This window comes from Williamsia sp. z71 (genome assembly GCF_059553375.1).
On the sequence record NZ_JCANWX010000002.1, the window covers coordinates 659385 to 676591 of the forward strand.

Annotated in this window: 16 protein-coding genes; 9 read left to right on the plus strand and 7 right to left on the minus strand. The window is 64.5% G+C overall.

The genetic code is table 11. The features are described from left to right. The first annotated feature begins 118 nt into the window (after window positions 1-118). The 3 genes from pyk to AC51GR_RS07225 all read left to right on the plus strand — a co-directional run bounded on the left by pyk (window position 119) and on the right by AC51GR_RS07225 (window position 3010). A complete protein-coding gene (gene pyk / locus AC51GR_RS07215; protein WP_496323902.1) occupies window positions 119-1537 on the plus strand; it encodes a pyruvate kinase in 1419 nt (472 codons plus the stop codon). A 40-nt stretch (window positions 1538-1577) separates the two neighbouring features. After that, the gene (locus AC51GR_RS07220; RefSeq protein WP_496323903.1) at window positions 1578-2459 is read left to right on the plus strand and encodes an acyl-CoA thioesterase; all 882 of its coding nucleotides are present in this window, start codon (window positions 1578-1580) and stop codon (window positions 2457-2459) included. A gap of 65 nt (window positions 2460-2524) precedes the next feature. Further along, the gene (locus AC51GR_RS07225) at window positions 2525-3010 is read left to right on the plus strand and encodes a hypothetical protein (protein WP_496323904.1); all 486 of its coding nucleotides are present in this window, start codon (window positions 2525-2527) and stop codon (window positions 3008-3010) included. Window positions 3011-3022: 12 nt separating this feature from the next. Here the strand turns inward: AC51GR_RS07225 and AC51GR_RS07230 are convergent, their stop codons facing one another. Further along, the gene (locus tag AC51GR_RS07230) at window positions 3023-3904 is read right to left on the minus strand and encodes a crotonase/enoyl-CoA hydratase family protein (RefSeq protein ID WP_496323905.1); all 882 of its coding nucleotides are present in this window, start codon (window positions 3902-3904) and stop codon (window positions 3023-3025) included. A gap of 289 nt (window positions 3905-4193) precedes the next feature. On the opposite strand from AC51GR_RS07230, the gene AC51GR_RS07235 reads away from it, so the two are divergent. Continuing rightward, entirely contained in the window at window positions 4194-6035 is a 1842-nt protein-coding gene (locus AC51GR_RS07235; RefSeq protein ID WP_496323906.1) for an AMP-dependent synthetase/ligase, read from the plus strand. A 55-nt stretch (window positions 6036-6090) separates the two neighbouring features. Next, window positions 6091-6744, plus strand: coding sequence for an HAD family hydrolase (locus AC51GR_RS07240; RefSeq protein WP_496323907.1), 654 nt, complete (start codon window positions 6091-6093; stop codon window positions 6742-6744). On the opposite strand, the gene AC51GR_RS07245 is transcribed toward AC51GR_RS07240, so the two are convergent. Then, window positions 6745-7218: a phosphoribosyltransferase gene (locus AC51GR_RS07245; protein ID WP_496323908.1), complete on the minus strand. Its 474-nt coding sequence runs from the start codon at window positions 7216-7218 to the stop codon at window positions 6745-6747. 139 nt (window positions 7219-7357) lie between these two features. Next, window positions 7358-8128 carry an ABC transporter permease gene (locus AC51GR_RS07250; RefSeq protein WP_496323909.1) on the minus strand — a complete coding sequence of 257 codons (771 nt, stop codon included), beginning with the start codon at window positions 8126-8128 and terminating at the stop codon, window positions 7358-7360. 230 nt (window positions 8129-8358) lie between these two features. Here AC51GR_RS07250 and AC51GR_RS07255 point away from each other — a divergent pair, with 230 nt between their 5' ends. Further along, window positions 8359-9249, plus strand: a complete 891-nt coding sequence (locus AC51GR_RS07255) for a universal stress protein (RefSeq protein WP_496323910.1) — start codon at window positions 8359-8361, stop codon at window positions 9247-9249. 33 nt (window positions 9250-9282) lie between these two features. Here AC51GR_RS07255 and AC51GR_RS07260 read toward each other — a convergent pair whose 3' ends face one another. Together AC51GR_RS07260 and AC51GR_RS07265 are read right to left on the minus strand one after the other, a co-directional pair. Beyond that, window positions 9283-10299 carry a zinc-binding alcohol dehydrogenase family protein gene (locus tag AC51GR_RS07260; protein ID WP_496323911.1) on the minus strand — a complete coding sequence of 339 codons (1017 nt, stop codon included), beginning with the start codon at window positions 10297-10299 and terminating at the stop codon, window positions 9283-9285. A 318-nt stretch (window positions 10300-10617) separates the two neighbouring features. Then, the gene (locus AC51GR_RS07265; protein ID WP_496323912.1) at window positions 10618-11061 is read right to left on the minus strand and encodes an Hsp20/alpha crystallin family protein; all 444 of its coding nucleotides are present in this window, start codon (window positions 11059-11061) and stop codon (window positions 10618-10620) included. A gap of 238 nt (window positions 11062-11299) precedes the next feature. On the opposite strand from AC51GR_RS07265, the gene AC51GR_RS07270 reads away from it, so the two are divergent. Then, the gene (locus tag AC51GR_RS07270) at window positions 11300-11992 is read left to right on the plus strand and encodes a phosphodiesterase (protein ID WP_496323913.1); all 693 of its coding nucleotides are present in this window, start codon (window positions 11300-11302) and stop codon (window positions 11990-11992) included. Here the strand turns inward: AC51GR_RS07270 and AC51GR_RS07275 are convergent. Together AC51GR_RS07275 and AC51GR_RS07280 are read right to left on the minus strand one after the other, a co-directional pair. Beyond that, the gene (locus tag AC51GR_RS07275; RefSeq protein ID WP_496323914.1) at window positions 11980-13071 is read right to left on the minus strand and encodes a YihY/virulence factor BrkB family protein; all 1092 of its coding nucleotides are present in this window, start codon (window positions 13069-13071) and stop codon (window positions 11980-11982) included. The genes AC51GR_RS07270 and AC51GR_RS07275 overlap by 13 nt on opposite strands. 43 nt (window positions 13072-13114) lie before the next feature. Then, complete coding sequence (locus tag AC51GR_RS07280; RefSeq protein ID WP_496323915.1) at window positions 13115-14014, minus strand: DUF5995 family protein; 900 nt, start codon at window positions 14012-14014, stop codon at window positions 13115-13117. An 89-nt stretch (window positions 14015-14103) separates the two neighbouring features. Between AC51GR_RS07280 and AC51GR_RS07285 the strand changes: the two genes are divergently transcribed. Then, a complete protein-coding gene (locus AC51GR_RS07285) occupies window positions 14104-15801 on the plus strand; it encodes an HNH endonuclease signature motif containing protein (protein WP_496323916.1) in 1698 nt (565 codons plus the stop codon). Window positions 15802-15962: 161 nt separating this feature from the next. Further along, window positions 15963-17207 (plus strand): ABC transporter substrate-binding protein, encoded by a 1245-nt coding sequence (locus tag AC51GR_RS07290; RefSeq protein ID WP_496323917.1) that lies wholly within the window; start codon window positions 15963-15965, stop codon window positions 17205-17207.

Consider the following 17207-nt stretch of genomic DNA (forward strand, 5'->3'; position numbering starts at 1 on the left):
GGTGAACGGTGTGGACGCTGAGGCGTTTTGCCCGAAAACAGGCGTGTGCAGAAAACAACTCGTGACGTTCTGGTGGCTCACGTAGAGCTGTTCGACCGTGCGGTCTAGGCTTGTAGGAGTGAATCGTCGTACCAAAATCGTATGCACCCTCGGACCCGCAACCGACACCGATGAACGCGTTCAGGAGTTGGTGGAAAGCGGCATGGATGTCGCGCGACTGAACTTCAGTCACGGCAAACATGAAGACCATCTGGCGATGTACGAACGAGTACGGCGGGCCTCCGACGCCACCGGGCGTGCGGTCGGCATCCTCGCCGATCTGCAGGGGCCCAAGATCCGCCTCGGCACGTTCGCCGACGGCCCGGTGCTATGGCCTGCGGGCAAAGAGGTCCGGATCACCGTCGAGGACTGCGCCGGAACCGCGGAGCGGGTCTCGACCACCTACAAACAACTCGCGGCCGATGCACAGCCCGGTGACCGTCTGCTGGTCGACGACGGCAAGGTCGGCCTGACGGTTCTGAATGTCGAGGGCAACGACGTCATCTGCACCGTCACCGAGGGCGGACCGGTCAGCAACAACAAGGGTGTCTCCCTGCCGGGTATGAACGTCTCGGTCCCGGCGATGTCGGAAAAGGACGTGGCCGACCTCGAGTTCGCCCTGGCCCTGGGTGTCGACCTGATCGCGCTGTCGTTCGTGCGGTCGCCTGCCGACATCGAGCTGGTGCACGAGATCATGGATCGCGTCGGCCGCCGCGTCCCGGTCATCGCGAAGCTCGAGAAGCCCGAGGCCATCGACAATCTCGAAGCGGTCATCCTGGCATTCGATGCGGTGATGGTGGCCCGTGGCGACCTCGGTGTCGAACTGCCGCTCGAAGAGGTCCCGCTGGTGCAGAAGCGGGCCATCCAGATGGCCCGCGAGAACGCCAAGCCGGTGATCGTCGCCACCCAGATGCTCGAATCGATGATCGAGAACTCGCGTCCGACGCGCGCCGAGGCCTCCGACGTGGCCAACGCCGTGCTCGACGGCGCCGACGCCGTGATGCTGTCGGGAGAGACCTCGGTGGGCAAGTACGTGATAGAGACGGTCCAGACGATGGCGCGCATCGTCTCGGCGGTCGAGAACAGCCCCCGCACGGTTCCGCCGCTGTCCCACGTACCGCGCACCAAGCGGGGGATCATCTCCTATGCCGCCCGTGACATCGGTGAGCGTCTGGACGCCAAGGCCCTCGTCGCCTTCACGCAGTCCGGAGACACCGTCCGTCGGCTGGCCCGGCTGCACACGAAACTCCCGGTGATGGCATTCACGCCGCTGCCCGAGGTCCGCAGCCAGCTCTCGATGAGTTGGGGCACAGAAACCTTCATCGTTCCCGCATGCGACTCGACCGACGCGATGATCCGCCAGGTGGACAAGGCCCTCCTGGAGATCGGCCGGCTCAAGGTAGGCGATCAGGTTGTCATCGTGGCCGGTGCCCCTCCCGGCACCGTCGGCAACACCAATCTGATCCACGTCCACCGGATCGGCGAAGACGACCACTGACCCGGGTGACCGGGCGGGGCATCCTCTACAGTCTGAGCCTGTGAGTGATGCCCCGGGTACGTCGTCGGATCTGTCCAAACTGCTGTCGCTGTTCGATCTCGAGGAACCCGAGCCGGATCTGTACATCGGTGTGCATCCGACTCAGGTCGGTGCCCGGACCTTCGGCGGACAGCTCCTGAGCCAGGGTGTGATCGCCGCCGGCCGGAGTGTGCCGCGGCCGACACCGGTCCACGCGCTGCACGCGCATTTCATCCGCGGTGGTGATGTCACCAAACCGCTGGAGTATCACGTGACCCGTCTGCGCGACGGTAAGCCGTTCGCCAACCGGTTGGTGAGCGCGATGCAGGAGGGTGAAGAGATCTTCTCGATGCTCGTCGCCTTCCAGGACAACAAAGCCGGGCTCGAGCATTCGGTGCAGATCCCCGAGGTCGAGTACCCGGAGGATCTGCCGGCGCTCGGCGAGCACTTCAAGGGTTATGAGGACCGCGTCGCGACGTTCGTGAACGCGATGCATCCCATCGACATCCGCTTCGCCAACGATCCGAGCTGGAAGGCCCGCGAAACCGGGGAACGCCTCGAGCACAACCGGGTGTGGATGAAGACCGACGGCCGGATGCCTGATGACCCGCTGCTCCATATCGCGGCGATGTGTTACGCCTCCGACACCACGGTGCTGGACTCGATCATCACCACTCACGGATTGTCGTGGGGTATCGACCGGTTGTTCGCGGCAACCGTGAACCATTCGATGTGGTTCCACCGCGAGTTCCGCTTCGACGACTGGATGCTGTACGCCACCGAGTCACCCGTCGCCGCCGGATCCCGTGGGCTCGGAACCGGCCGCTTCTTCACCCGGGACGGCGTGCTGGCGACGACCGTCGTCCAAGAAGCGCTGATCAAGTACTTCCCGCCCCGCAACTGATCGACACGGACCCAACACCGCCACCGAACCGGCACCTCGATCACCGATCAGGCAGACTCGGTGCCATGCAGCCTGTGCAATCGGAGCCCCGGTATTGGCTGGATCCGGGGAGTGATCTGGAGCCGCGCAGCTGGCAGCGGCGCACCCGCGGGCCGGTCATCGTCATCAGCACGATCGCGGGCCTGCTCTTCGCGGTTCTCGGGATCGGTGCGGTCGTGATCGGTTCGCAGTCGCGAGATTTCACCGCCGAGGGTGCGGTGGTCCTCACCGCCGACCAGTACGAGGTGTCCGCGGACGACATCTGTGGTGGCACCGGTGAGTTCGAGGACATCAGAGCCGGTGCCCGGGTACGGATCCTGGACGCCGACCTGACCATCCTCGACCAGTCCTCGCTGACCACGCCGCAGTTGTCGGCCGAATACTGCCGGTTCGAATTCTCGGTCGCCGGCATCCCCGAGGACCGCGACCGCTACGTCGTCGAGATCGGCGACACCTTTCGGTACGAGACCACTGAAGACGAACTCGAACGCGGGCTCATCTTCGAACCGTGAGTCGGGCCGGTCTCAGACCTGGCGGTCCTTGAACACCGGGGTCTCCCGCTTCATCCCGGCTTTACGGGCTATCGCGTGGTTCACCCCGCGCAGCAGTCGGAGCTGCAGGACCTGCTCGACGGGGAACGAGAAGCGCGGTGAACGTGACCAGGTCTTCTCGAACAGGCGCTTGGTCGAGGTCACCGAGTCCGGCGAACGGGCGGCGATCTTCTCGATCAGATCCATGGCGGCGGCGTGCGGATCGTCGGCCACACCGGTGACGAGCCCGATCTCCTTGGCCTCGGCGGCCGAGAGCATCTCGCCGGTCATGGTCAGACGTTTGGCGATGTCGATGCCGGTGAGCTGCGACAGCGATGCCGATGCCGACATGTCCGGGATCAGCCCCCACTTGGCCTCGAGAACGGAGAAGTCGGCATCCGGGGAGGCGAACCGGAAATCGGCTCCGAGTGCGATCTGCAGTCCACCGCCGTAGCAATGGCCGTGCACCACGGCGATCACCGGTACCGGAACCCGGCGCCACTGCCACGCCGGATTCTGAAATCCATTGGAACCCAACAGAATATTGGGTACGAACGTGCGGTAGATGCTCTTTTCCTTGCCGGCCAGGCCGGCGAAGTCGAGGCCGGCGCTGAACGACTTGCCGGCGCCGCTGATGACGACCGCACGCAGTGTCTTGTCCTGTGCGGCCATCTTGGCGGCCTTGGTCAGTCCGGCGAGCAGGGTGAGGGTCAGGCCGTTGTGCTTGTCGGGACGATTGAGTTGCACATGGGCGACGGGTCCGAAGGCGGTTTGTTCGACCCGGTAGGTGACCGAACCGTCCGCGGCGGGGCTCGTCGCCGGGTCGGCAGCGATGGTCAGAGGTGTCGGTCCGGACGTGGCGTCTGGAGTGGACATGACGTGCTCCTTCAGGTCTGCGGTGCGGCGGTCTGCCAGGTCTGCGGTGCGGGGGGTCTGCGCTGTCGGTTCATGCCTGTGGTGACTGCGGGCAGCGCCCACGCGTCCTATGTTACCCACGGGTAACCGCGGTCGGTGCGCGCGCGGCCGACTTTGTGTCGGTAACCCGAAACCGGCGCCGTCGAGGAGTCGGCGGGGCTAGGTTTTCAGTACAGACATGTCCGACATCGCATCGCTGTATGCGGTGCAGGGTCAGCTGTCCGGTCGACCGGACCGTCAAGGAGTTCAGATGAGCGAGAACACCACAGACACCGTCTTCCAGCACGAGTCGGGGGTCGCTGTCCGCACCACAGTCGAAGCATTCCAGGAAACGGCCAAGATACACCCCGATCGGGTGGCGCTGCGCACCCCGGGAGGTATCCAGGAGATCACCTGGCGGGAATATGCCGAGCGGGTCGAAGCGATAGCGCTGGGACTGGCGCGATTGGGCGTCGGACGTGGTGACACCGTCGGCCTGATGCTGGCCAACCGGCCGGAATTCCACCTCGTCGATACCGCGATAACGCATCTGGGGGCAGTTCCGTTCTCCGTGTACAACACCAGTGCGCCAGAACAACTCTCATACCTGTTCGCCGATTCCGAGACCCGGATTGTGGTCACCGAACGGGCATTCCTGCCGGTCGTCAAACAGTCCGGCGCGAAACTCGACCACATCATCACCGTCGACGGGCCGGCCCAGGGGGCACTGGAACTACGGGAGGTCGAAGCGCGGCCCGACGAAACCTTCGATTTCCAGGCTTCCTGGCGCGCAACCGAACCCGATGATCTGGTCACGTTGATCTACACCTCGGGGACAACCGGTCCGCCCAAAGGTGTTGAGATCACCCATCGCAACGTGATCGCGGCTGCCGCGTCGGTGACCGAGGACGTCGATGCGGGATTCGACGACCGGATCATCTCGTACCTGCCCGCGGCGCACATCGCCGACCGCGTGTCGACGCACGGATCAAATCTGTTGCGCGGCGTACAGATAACGTCGGTGGCCGACCCGCGCGAGTTCGCCTCGGCTCTCCCGGATGTGCGTCCGACCATCTTCTTCGGTGTGCCGCGGGTGTGGCAGAAGATCAAGGCCGGGATCGAGGGCAAGATCGCCGAGGAGACCAGCCCGGTCAAGTCGAAACTGGCGGCGTGGGCACTGGATGTGGCAGCCCGCGCGGCCAAGGCCGATCTTGCCGGTGAGCCGCGCGGCAAGGCGCTCGATGTGCAATATCAACTCGCGGACCGGCTGGTGCTGTCCAAGGTACGGTCGGCACTCGGACTCGATGAGATCAAGGTCGCCATGTCGGGAGCGGCCTCGATACCGGTCGAGGTCATCGAATTCTTTGTCGGACTGGGCATACCGGTCACCGAGGTCTGGGGTTTGAGTGAGACCACCGGGGCGGCCACCAAAACCTCGGTCGACAATCTGAAGGTGGGGTCGGTGGGCAGGCCCGTCGGCGGGGTGGAGCTCAAGATCGCCGAGGACGGCGAGGTGCTCGTTCGGGCCCCGATCGTGATGCGGGGTTATCGCAACAATCCGGAGAAGACCGCTGAATCCATCGATGCCGACGGCTGGTTCGCGACCGGCGACGTGGGCACGATCGATGGCGACGGGAACCTGACCATCGTCGACCGCAAGAAAGAACTGATCATCAACGAGGCCGGCAAGAACATGTCGCCCAGTTCCATCGAGAACGCGGTGAAGGCCTTCTCCTCATTGGTGAGTCAGGTGGTTGCGGTCGGCGACAACAAGCCCTATGTCACCGCGCTGGTGGCACTCGATCCCGACGTGGCCGCATCACGGGCAAAGTCTCTGGGGGTCCCGGACGCACGGATCGCGGACCTGGCCAACCATCCGGCGATCATCGACGAGGTGACCGCGGCGGTCAAAACCGGCAACGCCAAGCTGTCTCGGGTCGAACAGGTCAAGCGGTTCGCGGTCGTACCGACTGCATGGGATCCCGGCGGTGACGAGCTGACCCCGACGATGAAGTTGCGGCGCAAGCCGATTGCTGATAAATATGCCGAAACCATCGTCGACCTGTATGCCGGTGAGCCGGGTCGGGGCGTCGTCGATCTGGCCGATTCCTGACCACGCGGGGCGCCCGCTCCGCACATCGGATCGGTGGTCGGGAGATGATGGACCGGTGATCGAAGCAGTGGTGTTTGACATGGACGGTGTGCTGATCGACTCCGAGCCGATCTGGGAGCAGGTCCGGCGGGGTGTGGTCGCCGAGTACGGCGGGACGTGGCTTCCGGAGGCGCAGACGGCGTTGATGGGTATGAGTACCCCGGAATGGGCCGCGTACCTCAGTGACGACCTCGGGGTGGGGAAGCCGCCGGACGAGGTGGCGCAGATCGTCATCGACCAGATGGTTGCCCGATACGAGGGGCACCTGCCGGTGCTGCCGGGTGCCGATGAGGCGGTTCGCCGATGCGCCGACCGGTGGCGACTGGGCCTGGCGAGTTCATCTCCACGCAGGTTGATCGATGCGGTCCTGCACACCGCTGGATGGACGGACCTCTTCGCGGTGACGGTCTCCACGGAAGAGCTCGATCGGGGCAAGCCGGCACCGGATGTCTATCTGCATGCGGTGACCGCGCTCGGGGCTGATCCGGCGGCTTGCGCCGCCATCGAGGACTCGTCGAACGGGATGCGTTCGGCGACCGCGGCCGGACTGGTGCTGATCGCCGCCCCTCGCCCGGAATATCCGCCCGCCGACGACGCTCTCGAGCCGGCCGCATTGGTGATCGGCGGGATCGGCGAACTCGACGTCGACGCGGTGGCGGCGTTGGGCTGATTACCTCGGTGTGATGGGTGGCATCGTCGACCAGGGGAAATTGATCCACTTGTCGGTGTGGCGCCAGGTGTAGTCGGCGTGGATGACCGATGCCGGCTTCTCGTAGAGCACCGCTGTGCGGACCTCGGACGCGTGGTCGCGACAGAAGCCGTGGACCAGTTCGAGTGTCTTTCCGCTGTCGGCGACGTCGTCGACCACCAGAACACTGAGCCCGTCGAGTTCGGTGGCATCGAGGATCGGTGGCAGGATCACCGGACTGTCCAGCGTGGTGCCCACACCCGTGTAGAACTCGACGTTCATCGTGAACAGTGCTTTGCAATCGAGTGTGTAGGCCAGTGCTCCGGCCGGGAGCAGCCCGCCGCGCGCGATCCCCAGTACGACCTCGGGGACGAACCCGGAGTCGGCAACCATCTGGGCCAGTTCGCGGCTCGCCTGCCCGAACAGTTCCCATGTCAAGACTTCTCGATCCGTCATCGAGCCATCGTTGCACGCCCGGCCCTTTTCGTGATCTGTCGGGCCCGGTTTTGAAATCGGCCACGCGTGCTTCCGTCGCCGACCACGTCCACCTGGACCAGACGCCATCCGAAGTGGCAGTGTGCCCGGGCGGAAAGGCTTAGTGGCGCAGCGAATTGACGTCGAAGAGCTTGCCGAGGGCGACGAGTTCGGTGGTCAGGACCAGCGCGGTCGAGCACACTGCGAGCAGGGAGATCAGTACGAACAGTTGCATGACCGCGGCATCGGCCGGGGACGCGCCGCCGAGCACCATGCCGACGAACGCGCCGGGAATCGTCACCAGCCCGACGGTTCGGGTCTGGTCGATGGCCGGCACCAGCGCGGTGGCCGCCGCGGTGCGGCAGATCTCCATCCGCGCGTCGTACGTGGAGAACCCCAGGGACAGTGCGGCTTCGACTTCGCCGTGACGAGACTTCAATTCGTCGGCGGCCCGGCGCCCGGTCAGCGACGTGGTGTTCATCGCGCCACCGATCATGATGCCGGCACTGGGGATCACGGCCAACCCGGATGCCGGCAGTACCCCCACCAGGACCAGCGCGCCGACCACAACGATCGTCATCACTGCCACCGGCAGCAAGGTCCGCCAGATCTCGCGAAGGGTGGGACGGTGACCGGTGACCCGGCCGGCCGCGGTCCACGACGCGATGATCGCCATCAGGAGAACGAATCCGGCCGATGCCCACAGATTGCGCACCAGAAACCCCAGGATCAATGCCAGGATGCCCAGCTGAACCGTTGCGCGCACCGACGCCCTGGCGATTGCCCATTGCAGGCGGGTACGTCCCGCGTAGGCGACGATCATGGCGGTGACGGCCAGCAACCCGATCGCAACCATGAGCATGGGCCCGATGCGAACGACCGTTTCCGACATCAGACCTCCTGGACTTTCGACGGGATACGCCGGCGCCCGAGCCGGTCAGCGGGTTGTATCCGACCGTAGCCCCTCGTGATCCCGATGCGTCCGAGCCCCTTCGGCCGGGCCGAACTCCTCGTGAAGGTCCTATGACACTTGGCATCGGGGGCTCGACCGCAGACACTGAATGGACGAGGCTAGATACACACGCGCGAGTCACACATTGTGCTCGTCTGAAAGGTGCTGTCATGTCGCAGGTTCAGCGAATCATCGTCGGTGTCGACGGATCGGAGCATTCTCTCGAGGCGGTGCGCTGGGCCGCTTTTGACGCCGCACTTCGGGGCTTGCCTTTGACCATCGTCACGGTGATGCGGGAACGACTGCCCAGCTTGGCCGATGCGATCAATCTGAGATCTGACCGTTCGGAGATTCTCCGACGCAAGACCGAGCAGACCCTCGAAACGGCGACTGCGGCGGCGCGGCAGGCTGCCGGTGCCGCTGATCTCGAGGTCAACACCGCGATCGAGGTGGGCGAGACCGCGGACGTGATGCGAAAACTCGGCGAGCAGCAGGTGATGCTCGTGGTCGGCTCCCGTGGGCTCGGCGAGTTCGCCGGCGGACTCATCGGATCGGTCAGTACCGAGGTCGTCACCCACGCGCGGTGCCCGATCACCGTCGTGAAGTCGGGTGACCACACCGCGCTGCCGTCGATGTTGCCGGTGGTGGTCGGAGTCGACGGCACCGACCACAGTGAGCCGGCGCTGGCCCACGCACTGACCGAGGCATCGATTCGCGGCGTCGAATTGGTTGCGGTTCATGCCCTGATCGATTTTGATCCCGCTCATGCCGGCTCGGGTGGATTGGCCGACCCGAAGCTGCCCACCGACCCCGTCGACGATGTGGTGCTCGCCGAGAGTCTGGCCGGGTGGCAGGAGCAGTTCCCGGATGTGCGGATCCGTCGGGAAACCGTGCGGGACCGACCGGTACGCCATCTGGTGCGTGAAGCCGATCAGGCGCAGTTGATCGTGATGGGAAGCCGTGGCGGTCGGGGATTGCCGACGATGCTCTTCGGTTCCACCAGTCAGGCCGTGCTCCACACAGTGCAGACGCCGGTCATGATCGTGCCCACGGCTCGATGAATGCGTTGCCGCCGGGCGGCATAGGAGGTCGGTCTAGTCCTGGTGCAGCGCCGGTTGCAGCACGGCTGCGCCGGCGAATCGTCCGGCCTTGAGGTCTCGTAGCGCGGTGGGCGCCTGGTCGAGTGGGTATTCGGTTGTCTCGATCTGCAGTTCGTATTCGTCGGCGAAGTTGAGGAATTCGCGGGCGTCCGCCCGAGTGTTCGCTTCGACGCTGTGAATGTTCTTCTCGTGGAAGAGATGTCGCTGATAGTTGAGGGCGGGTGTGTCGCTCATATGGATGCCGGCCAGTGCCAGGGTTCCGCCTCGGTCGAGCGCCTCGAGCGCAGTGGGAACCGTGTCGCCGACGGGAGCGAACACGATTGCGGCGTCGAGTGGTTCCGGTGGCTGGTCATAGGCGCCCTGGGCCGAGGCGGCTCCGAGTTCGAGAGCGAGGTCGCGTGCCTCCTGGCCACGGGTCATCACGTGCAGGGTCGCGCCCAGGTGCAATGCGACCTGCGCCACCAGGTGGGCGCTGCCGCCGAAACCGTACAGACCCAGACGTCCACCCGGTGGCAGTGTGGCCCGTTTCAATGCCCGGAAGCCGATGATCCCGGCACATAGCAGCGGGGCCAGTTGGGTCGCGGTGTAACCCGTGGGTAGCGCAAGGGCGTAGTCGGCGGGGGCCACCACGTACTCGGCATAACCGCCGTCGCGGTCCCATCCGGTGTACAGCGAACTCAGACAGAGATTTTCAGAACCTCGGCGACAGTAGTTGCATATCCCGCACGTGTATCGCAGCCATGGGACTCCGACCAGCTGGCCGACTCGGAAGTCGGTGGCGGTGTCGGGGGCGATCTCCACGACCCGTCCGACGATCTCGTGACCGGGGACGACGCCGGGCCGATGCACCGGTAGGTCTCCTTCGGTGACATGGAGATCGGTTCGGCAGACCCCACAGGCCTCGACCGAGAGGAGGATTTCACCGGTGATCGGGGTCGGCCGGGGCTCGTCCACCCATTCGATCGGTGAATCGTCGACAGGGCCCGGGGTTCTGACTCGCCACGCGCGCATCTGGTCTACCTCCGGCCCCGAAGGGCTTGTCGGTGGGGGAGCTACAGCTTGTCTGCGATCGTACGCGCGGCGATGTGCTGATACGACTGTGCCGCCCGGACCTCGGGAGGATCCGGGCGGCACAGCCTGCGGAGGTATATGAACAGACTTATTCGTCGCCGGTCATCACACTGGCCCACCAGTTGTCCAGAGGACTGGGATCAGGCCACACGACCGTCTGTTCGGTTGGATTCAAGGCGTCTCCTCTCAGTTGAACCGGTTTGCTTCACGACCCCCCGGAAGTTCGGGAACGCGGACTGCCCAGCGCGAGAGAGTGTCTCAGCCGGAGGACCTGGCCTCGATGGACTGTTGGGAATCCGAATGACCGATCTCGATACGGCGGGGCTTGGCCTTTTCGGCGACCGGGATCGTGAGCGAGAGGACGCCGTTGTCATAGTGTGCGGTGATGCCGGCCGCGTCGATACCGTCACCCAGAGACAGTTGGCGGCGGTAACTTCCGAAGAATCGTTCGTTCGTCAACCACTGGGTTCCGTCCCCGGAACTGGCCGACCGCTGCGCCGAAAGGGTCAACACCCCGTTGTCGACGCTGACGTCGATTGATCCCGGGTCGACACCGGGAAGGTCGGCGGTCAACAGGTAATGGTCATCGATCTTGCAGAGATCCATCGGCATGAATCGTGGTGTGCGAGGCGAACCTGCCTGAGTTCCCAACAGCCCACGGGTCAATGCATCGAGATCGTTGAAAGGATCAAATCGGAGCACAGCAACCCACCTCCTACATCATCGCGGCCCGCCTCCCTGGCGGGCGTCCAAATCACTGTGCTCTTCATATTTAGCACTCGGCCCGCCAGAGTGACAAGACCCAATTTCGGCGAGTTATGTACCCGCGCACCAGGTTCGGTCCGAAGGTTTCGAAATCACCACCGCTGGGCATCCTTCGAAACGCCGGCGGGACGCCGACGAGAAGGCACTGTTCGTCAGGAGTCAGTCGAGGAGAGTCATGAAGCCAGCTGATCTGGCCGCGCTCCCGATCAGGGTGGGCGCCGCGGCCCGCGGTGCACGGCTGTTCCACCCGCGCGGCGTGCTCGCCACGGGCACATTGGTCAGGCGTACCGATGACGATGTCGGACTTCCCCTGACGACCGGGGATGTGCTGGCTCGCATTTCGAAGGGCGTCGGAACCCCGGGTGCCCTTCCCGACGTACTCGGCTTGGCATTCCGCATGGAACCCCGTGAGGGCGACCAGTTGCCCTGGGACGTACTTCTGGCCAGCGCCCTCGGGCGTACCGGTTGGTCGAAACTCGTTCCGTTTCCGGCGCGTTCGCTGGACACCGCCGTCTTGACGACGTTGCAGCCGCTGGACCACAAGTCGGGCAGCTGGTGGCTGCGGGCGCGGGTGCAGTCGCCGGCGCCGGAACCGGAATCGGGTATGTCCCTCGACCGATATGCGGATCGGATAAACCGAGATGGCCTGGTCTTCGACATCGAACAGGCCCGATTCCGGAGCCGGTTCACGCCGCTGGCGCAGCTGACCCTGACTGCCACGGTGGACCCGGCGGCTCATCCCGATGTCGGCTTCGATCCCACGGTGAACACCACGCACGGCGTGCGCCTCGGGCCCGGCTGGCTGCGTCGGCTCCGAGAAGTGGCCTATCGGCAGAGCCGGGAAGGGCGCCGGGGTCAGGGCGACTGAGTGTTTTCGGGTTTGCCGTCGCCACCGGCATCGCCGTGGGTGGCGCGCAAGTGCCTTCCGCGCTCGACGAACTTCGCGTCGGTCTCGGCGTTCTTGTCGGACACGGTGGTGTCGCGGGGCGGAAGCTGGATGGATTCCTCGGCTGCCAGTCCGGCCTGCAACTGCCTGCCACGCTCGAGTTCGGCGTCGACCTCGGCTCCGAACAGCAAGGCCAGGTTGGTGATCCACAGCCACAGCAGGAAGACGATCACTCCGGCGAGTGCGCCGTAGGTCTTGTTGTAGCTGCTGAAGTTCGACACGTAGAGGGCGAAGAGCACTGAGGCGACGATCCAGGTGAGGATGGCGACCCCGGCTCCCACACTGATCCACCGGAACTTCGGCTGTTTCACGTTCGGCGTGGCGTAGTAGAGGATCGCCACCGTCAGGACGACGAACACCAGGACCACGGGCCAGCGGGCGATGTTCCAGATCGTCAACGCGGTGTCACCGAGCCCGATGGTGTCCCCGATCGCGGAAGCAACCGGACCGCTGATCGCGAGCATCAGACCAACAGCTGCCGCCATGAGCAACGCCACGAGCGTCACCAGCAAGATCCACGGCCGCAGCTTCCAGATCGGTCGTCCTTCTTCGACCTCGTACATGCGATTCATCGCCCGGCCGAACGCGCCGACATAGCCCGACGCCGACCACAGGGCACCGAGTAGACCGATGACCAACGCGAAGCCGGCGGAGGGGGCGTTGACGAGCTGCTCCACCGGACCCCGCAGCGTGTCGACCGCTGACGAGGGCCCGAGGTCATCGACCATCTGCAGGACGGAGTCGACCGTCTTCTGGCCCTGCCCGAAGATGCCGAGGAGTGAGACCATGGCCAGGAGCGCTGGGAACAGCGACAGAACCGCGTAATAGGTCAGTGCCGCCGCGAGGTCCGTGCACTGGTCCTTCGAGAACTCGCGGATCACCTTCCGCAGAACAAAGAGGAACGACGGTTTTGTCAGATCCGTCGGCGAATCCGGTTTGCGCGGATCGTCGGGATCAGGTGTCGAGGTTGCGAACGGTTCGCGATCGCGTGTGTTGGCCATGCCCACAGATACCCGCGCCGGGGGCTGATGAAACCGCGGACCCTCAGAGCAGATCGAGCTCGGTCAAGGCGGTGAACGCTTCGTCGGCGGTGAGCCACAGCGCCGTGATGGTGTTGCTTGCTCCCGGAGCTGTGGCGGGGTTCTGCAGATTCAACCCGTTGGTGAACGTCAGCACGTTGTAGCCGATGTCGGCAGCACGCAGCATCGGATCAGTCGCGACGCCTGCGCCGACGATACGGTCGAGACCTTCGCCGACGAAGTAGAACCGGAACAGGGGACCGAGGTCGGCGGCCGGTCCGTAGGCCGCTGTGGTGTCGTTGACGATCGAGTCGCCGTGGATGGCTATGGTGTCCACGATGGTGAAGTAGTCGCGGGCCTGTGCCGGCGTGGAGCGTGCATCGGCAACGGCGTAGGCGAGATCCACCGTCAGGTGAGCGTTGTAACCGACCATCGCGGTTCGCGCGGGTGAGGCGGAACAGTCGCGGGTGAGGTCGAAGTAGTGCTGCCATTTGGGCGGCGCGACCGCGCCGGTGAACTCCGCGTGCAGGGCGTCGAGGAACCGGTTGAGCAATGCCAGGCTGATCACCGGTGCCCATCGGGGATGGTCGAAGGCGTTCTGGCTGTGCTGTAGCGGGGTGACGGCATCACGTTCGACGCTGTACAGCCCCACCGCGAACAGGCCCCGACGATCACCGCGCTCGGTCAAGATCTCGGTGATCGACCGAAGGTCGGCGATTGCGCCGTCCAACCGGGCCAGGGGCGTGGGCTCGTTCTGATCTGCGGTGTCGGACAGCTCCGTGATCCGGCGGATATCGTTGTCCGACAATGATTGTCCGCACGCGGTGCTCGGCGAGGCGGACGCCACGCCCGCTCCGAGTGGCATGATCGATGTCGCGACTGCAACCACAAGAGTGCTGATGGCAACGCCGAACCGTCGTGTCATGGGCTGCGCTTACCCATCTGAGATGTGGCTCAAACGTGGTGCGGTGAACGACATGAGGCGTGTAGTACCCCTGCTTTAGACTCAAATGTATGTTCGAGGGGGAGTTCGAAGATGCAGGTGGGGACGATGAAATCGGTCCTGTCGAGTCGCTGGGTGTCAACGAGTTGTTGCGTAACACTGAACTCGCGATGGCTCAGCAGTCGCGGATGGAGTGGGAACGGTATGCCGCTGCGGCGATGCTGCACCGGCACCTCGTTGAGCCGACTGCCGGGTCTGAGGCGGAGATGCGGGCCCTTGATCCGTTCGCGCAGTGCGCGGCGAGATTGTCTGCAGCACAGGGCCTGACGCAACGGACTGCGGAGTTGCAGATCAACCGTGGGGTGGCGCTACGCGATCGACTGCCTGCGGTCAATGCGTTGCTGAAGGCCGGCCGGATCGCTGCGCACCATATTCCGGACATCATCGCCCGCACGGAGTTGATCGAGGGCTCGGCCCATATGGCTGATATCGATCGGGGGATCGCCGAGGCGCTGGGTCGGCGGGGGTCGTGGTCGAAGTCCCGGATGCGGGACATGGTCGATGCGATCATCTTTCGCCGGGATCCGGATCTGGTTCGTAAGAACCGGGAGGATGCGAAAAACAATCGTGGGGTGTGGGCCAACAACACCGAACACGGCATGGCGGTTTTGGACGCGCATTCCACCGCTGAGGAATTGACGTTGATCATGGCGCGGTTGGAGAAGCTGGCGATGGCCACGTGTAAGGCTGATCCGCGGCGCAAGTCTGATCGGATGGCCGATGCGTTGTTCGCCACGGTGATGGGCCGTGAGTTCATGTGTGAATGCCCGAATGATCCGAAGCATCCGTGCACCGCTGAGATCATCACCGTTCCTGCCGGACAGGTGGTTTCGGGTGTGGATGTGAAGATCGTGCTGCATGTGATCGCTGATCAGGCCACCGTCGATGGTCGCGCCGAGAATCCAGGCTTCATGGACGGACACGGTGTCATCTCCGGCGATTACGTCCGTGATATCGCGGCTCGTCCCGAGACAGTGCAGCGGCCGATGGGCAACAAACCTGCACCCGCGCCTGAGCCTCAGCCCGAACAGGAGACGCCAAAACCGAAGCGGCCGAGGTTATACATGCGCGGACCGCAGCACCCGCCAGCCGAGAGCGGCAGCAACGACAGCACGATCGTCACCGCCCCGTTCCCGCAGGTGATTCCGCTGCCGGCGACCCAACCGGGTGACCGGTACCGGCCCTCGGTTGTCTTGGACACCTTTCTTCGGATCCGGGATGTCTATTGCATGTGGCCTGGCTGTGAGCACAAGGCCTGGGGTGCTGATCTGGACCACACCTGCGAGTACAACCACAACGATCCTGAGGCCGGTGGCTGTACCCATCCGTCAGAGATGAAGACCCTCTGCCGTTTTCATCATCTGCTCAAGACCTACTCGGACTGGCTTGATGATCAGTACCCCGACCCCGCGACCGGACGGACGCGGCTTGTCTTCACCACCCCCGAACGCCGGCACTATCACGGCCCGGGCTGGACCGGCGATGACCTGTTCCCGACGTTGAGGTTGATCGTCTTCGACGACCAACGCGGCTCACCGAGAACATCGCCGCCAACATCACCGCCAAGATCGCAGCCGCGCACCGCTGCCAAACACGCACGCCGACAGAACGAACGATTCGCCAACCGCCGGCAGCGCGAACTGGCAGAGCAACTCAACCGGGAACGCCGCGAAGAGCGAGGAAGGAACGAACCACCGCCGACCTACTAGGCGACGAGGGTCCGGTTTGGTCGAATCGCGATTTCGGCGTTCTATAACGCGTTACAGTCTTGCCCAGAGCTCGTACGGCCGTCCCATTCCTCGGCCGTTCGATTTCTTGCCGACCCCGAATAGCCCTGGTCAGCTGCGGTTTATCTCTGAAGGGACCTCACTTGAAAACCACACGGTCACGACGGCGCAACGTTCGCAACGTTGCCCTCTACGGCGCAGCCTCCCTACTTTTGCTGGGGTTGGTCACGGCCTGCAGCGACTCGTCATCCGGATCGACTGACGCGGATGCGGCGGCCGTTTCACTGCCGTCGAATGTGCCGGAGGGCGAGCCGATCAAACTCGGATTCATCGCGCCGGAAGGCGGCACCGTCAATCTGCCCATGGTTCGTGAGGGTGGTGAGGCCGCCGCGGAGTACCTGAACAACAACGGTGGCGGTATCGGCGGACACAAGGTCGATCTGGTCGTCTGCGAACAGGCAGAGGAGCCGGCGTCGGCGACCAAGTGCGCCAACGAGATGGTCGAGCAGAAGGTTGCCGCAGTCGTCACGCCGCTCGGTGCACAGGGGGCCGTGATGTTGCCGATCATCACCGGCGCGGGCATTCCGTACGTGGCGCAGGCCCCGGTCTCGCAGGTGGAGATGGTTTCGCCCGGTTCCTTCATGCTCTCGGGCGGGATCATCGCGGTGATGACCGGTCAGGCAACCGTCGCCGCCCAGGAAGGCGTGAAGAAATTCACCGTCTTCGTCGGCGACAGCGGCGACGCGGCTGCATCGGTGAAGGCCCTCGGCGATCCACTGTTCGGTCGGGCAGGAATCGAGTTGGACGTCGTCACGATCCCGACCGGAACCGCCGACCCCACACCGCAGATCACCGCCGGCCTGCAGAACAAGCCCGACGCCGTCACCATCCTCGGCGACTCGTCGCAGTGCATCACCGGGCTCAAAGCCCTGCAGACCGCGGCACCGACGCTGCAGAAGTACCTGATCGCCACCTGTGTCGACCAGGAGGTGACCGAAAGTGTTGGTCTGCAGACGATCACCGGGGCAAAGGCCTTCACCACCGTCAACCTGAGTTCAGATGATCCGTCGGTCAAGCTCTACAAGGACGTGATGGCGAAGTACGCCCCTGAGACCGATCCCGCCGGCATCGGTTACACCGGTTACCAGGTGGTCATGTCGATGGCAGAGGTCGGCAAGTCGCTCACCGGACCGGTCACCGCCGAGCAGTTCACGGCAGCACTGGCATCGGCACAGAATCTTCCGTTCCCTGCGGCACCGGGTTTGACCTTCACCTGCGATGGGAAGGCGTTCCCGCCGCTTCGGGCGCTGTGCAGCAAGGGAATTCTCGTCAGCGACGTCACCGCTGAGGGGACATTCGAAAACACCGTCGCAGTCAACACCGGCTAG